The 3,432-nt window shown below is 51.3% G+C and carries 3 protein-coding genes; 2 read left to right on the top strand and 1 reads right to left on the bottom strand.

The features are described from left to right. On the bottom strand, nt 1-827 hold an 827-nt coding region (locus tag AC1DSG_RS29250; RefSeq protein ID WP_477793980.1), incomplete at its 3' end, for a hypothetical protein. Between the two features lie 581 nt (nt 828-1,408). Between AC1DSG_RS29250 and dnaQ the strand changes: the two genes are divergently transcribed. Both dnaQ and AC1DSG_RS29240 read left to right on the top strand, forming a co-directional pair. Then, the gene (gene dnaQ / locus AC1DSG_RS29245) at nt 1,409-2,167 is read left to right on the top strand and encodes a DNA polymerase III subunit epsilon (RefSeq protein WP_477793979.1); all 759 of its coding nucleotides are present in this window, start codon (nt 1,409-1,411) and stop codon (nt 2,165-2,167) included. 146 nt (nt 2,168-2,313) lie between these two features. Continuing rightward, the coding region (locus tag AC1DSG_RS29240; protein ID WP_477793978.1) for an Orn/Lys/Arg decarboxylase N-terminal domain-containing protein at nt 2,314-3,432 on the top strand (1,119 nt) is incomplete at its 3' end.

Genomic DNA, 3,432 nt, shown 5'->3' with positions numbered 1-3,432 from the left:
AGGTAGTGAGTGATTTTTTTGCTCAAGTCCTCGCTTATGGAAAGTATTCTTTCCAAAGTTTTGGCTGTGGGTTGAGCGACTCTGTCATCATTCGGATCGTCGTGCGAGCGCTTGATAGACAAAGATGGTTCGTCCCCTCCGGTTCCGTCATCAAATGATGACAGTTGAAGGCTTAGTAGTTCCCCGATGCGAATACCTGTTTCGTAAAGAATTTGTAGGCATATCATGTTCCTAAAATAAATTTCTGAATTTGAGTTGTCTGTCTTTATCGAGAATAAAGAAGAGAATATTGTTTTAAGTTCTTTCTCCATGTTTGCACTGATTTTTTTTGCAATAAATTTGCGGGACTCAGCTGCGGAAGATCCTTTTTTCCGTTTTTGACGGAGGATTTCTTTTTCCATAATAATAATGGATTCTTTAAGTTGTGGTGATAAGTGCGTGCCGCAAATTATGTGCGCAAGCCATACTAAGTATTTTGAGGTTGTAATTAATGCTTCGTTTATTTTTGTATTGCAAACAACGTCACCATTTGTAGAGTTTTTCTTTATTGCCAAGAAATTTACTAAGCTTCTACATTCGGCCATAGAGAGAAAATTTTGTTTTTCAAAACGAGCCTCTATGCTTATCTTCATGCTTTGTGCCCATGTAAGTATTTTTTTTATAATGTACATGCGGTTTTTTTGTGTGTTGTGAGTGAGGTTGTTACGTAATTCAAGTGCGCAGTATAGTGTCGGGTGAAATAGCGGGAATCCGAGATTGTCCGAGTCATAGATTTGTGTAAAGCGCTCACCGTTTTTTGCGATGAAGCTTCGTAATTTGTATGTCATATGAAGCTCGYCTAAATGCATGGCCAATTCTGATCATCTTTAGTGTGTTGGTGCAAGTAATTTTTTAAAGCTGTAGTTAATAAAATATCTTTATTTTCTATTTCGTAGGTGCTACCGAGAGATGGCAATATATATCTAAAGTTGTATGAATTTTCGGGGGCAATTTTAGCAAACGTTCGTGGGTGTCAGAGCTGTCAATATATGGCTAGTGTTTGTTGGTTTTGTAAGGTCAATATGTAACTATCGTTTGTGTTTTTTTACGGCGTCAATATATGGCTGATGATTCGTTCTGTCTCATTGTTTAGGTAATTCAGAGGTGATCTTTGGCTGGTTCTCATCTCTGATTTTCTCGTCATAGTTGTGTGTATTCATTTTGGCGATGATAGTAGCGTTGCAATGTGGGGCGAACTGATCGGTATCTGTTCATGTGTTTTTCTCACGCGCGTTTACAATGATGCGGAGTAAGAAAGTTTGACATTCCTCATTTACACTTTCTCGGTACTTAAAATTACCGAGCGTGACTCAATGTGTTAATATCGTTGGCCTTCGGGGAGTGATCAGAGATGGGGAATTAACAAAGCATGGCTCAGAGGATGGTTGTACTCGATACCGAAACCACCGGCATGCCGGTGACCGACGGCCACCGGATTATCGAAATCGGTTGTGTCGAGTTGATCGGTCGGCGTTTGACCGGTCGGCACTTTCACGTCTACCTGCAGCCGGATCGCGAGAGTGACGAAGGCGCCATCGGCGTCCACGGCATCACCAACGAATTTCTGGTGGGCAAGCCGCGTTTCACTGAAGTGGCCGATGAGTTCTTCGAGTTCATCAAAGGCGCGCAACTGATCATCCATAACGCGGCGTTCGACGTTGGTTTCATCAACAACGAATTCGCCCTGATGGGCCAGCATGATCGTGCGGACATCACCCAACACTGCTCGATCCTCGACACCTTGATGATGGCCCGGGAGCGTCACCCGGGGCAGCGCAACAGCCTCGACGCCTTGTGCAAACGGTATGGCGTCGACAACTCGGGTCGTGAGCTGCACGGCGCGTTGCTCGACTCCGAGATTCTGGCTGACGTTTACCTGACCATGACCGGCGGGCAGACCAGTCTGTCGCTGGCCGGTAATGCCTCCGACGGTAATGGCTCCGGCGAAGGTGCGGACAACTCCGCCACCGAAATCCGCCGTTTACCGGCCGACCGCACACGCGCCCGCATCATCCGCGCCAGCGAAGATGACCTGGCCCAGCATGTGGCGCGTCTTGAAGCCATTGCAAAAGCCGCTGGCGCCCCGTCGCTGTGGCAGCAACTGGCGGATGCCAAGGCGCAGGCGTAGCAGCTGCTACCGGTCTTTCACGCTTGCGACATTAGCGTGCACATGGCGACCCACTTCAGGGCATCGCCACTCGCCACATCCGCAGCAACCCTCTACCCTGAGGGTATTGGCAGGCCACGGTCTGCCGCCTCAGGATACTGAGCCCCATGTATAAAGATTTGAAATTCCCGGTCCTGATCGTCCACCGCGACATCAAGGCCGACACCGTCGCCGGTGATCGCGTGCGGGGCATCGCCCGGGAGCTGGAGCAGGAAGGCTTCAGCATTGTTTCGGCGGTGGATTACGCCGAAGGGCGGCTGGTCGCATCGACCCATCACGGCCTCTCTTGCATGTTGATTGCCGCAGAAGATGCCAGCACCAACTCGCATTTGTTGCAAAACATGGCCGAGTTGATAGGTCTGGCGCGAGTGCGTGCGCCAGACCTGCCGATCTTCGCCCTCGGCGAGCAGGTGACGCTGGAAAACGCGCCGGCTGATGCGATGGCCGAACTCAATCAGTTGCGCGGCATTCTTTATCTGTTCGAAGACACGGTGCCGTTCCTGGCCCGGCAAGTGGCCAGGGCCGCGCGCAAGTACCTGGACGGTCTGTTGCCGCCGTTTTTCAAGGCGCTGGTGCAACACACCGCCGATTCCAATTATTCCTGGCACACGCCAGGCCACGGCGGCGGCGTGGCGTATCACAAGAGCCCGGTCGGGCAGGCATTCCACCAGTTTTTTGGGGAAAACACCTTGCGTTCGGATTTATCCGTGTCGGTGCCTGAATTGGGGTCCTTGCTCGATCACACCGGTCCGCTGGCCGAAGCCGAAGCCCGCGCAGCGCGTAACTTCGGCGCCGATCACACCTTTTTCGTGATCAATGGCACCTCGACCGCCAACAAAATCGTCTGGCATTCGATGGTCGCCCGGGATGACCTGGTGCTGGTGGACCGCAACTGTCACAAGTCGGTGTTGCATTCGATCATCATGACCGGCGCGATACCGTTGTACCTATGCCCGGAGCGCAACGAACTGGGGATCATCGGCCCGATTCCGTTGAGCGAATTCAGCCGCGAATCGATCCAGGCCAAGATCGACGCCAGCCCGCTGACCAAAGGTCGAGCGCCCAAGGTCAAATTAGCGGTCATCACTAATTCGACCTATGACGGCCTTTGCTACAACGCCGAGTTGATCAAACAAAGCCTGGGCAACAGCGTCGAGGTGTTGCATTTCGACGAAGCCTGGTACGCCTATGCGGCGTTCCATGAGTTTTTCTCCGGGCGATACGGC

This window comes from Pseudomonas sp. P5_A12 (assembly GCF_056400685.1).
The sequence above is the reverse complement of the archived record's forward strand: the minus strand, read 5'-3'. Positions and strand labels throughout refer to the sequence as shown.

Bases quoted from the DNA above. Each gene is read 5' to 3' on its own strand.
- dnaQ (WP_477793979.1), top strand. From the start codon at position 1,409: ATGGCTCAGAGGATGGTTGTACTCGATACCGAAACCACCGGCATGCCG.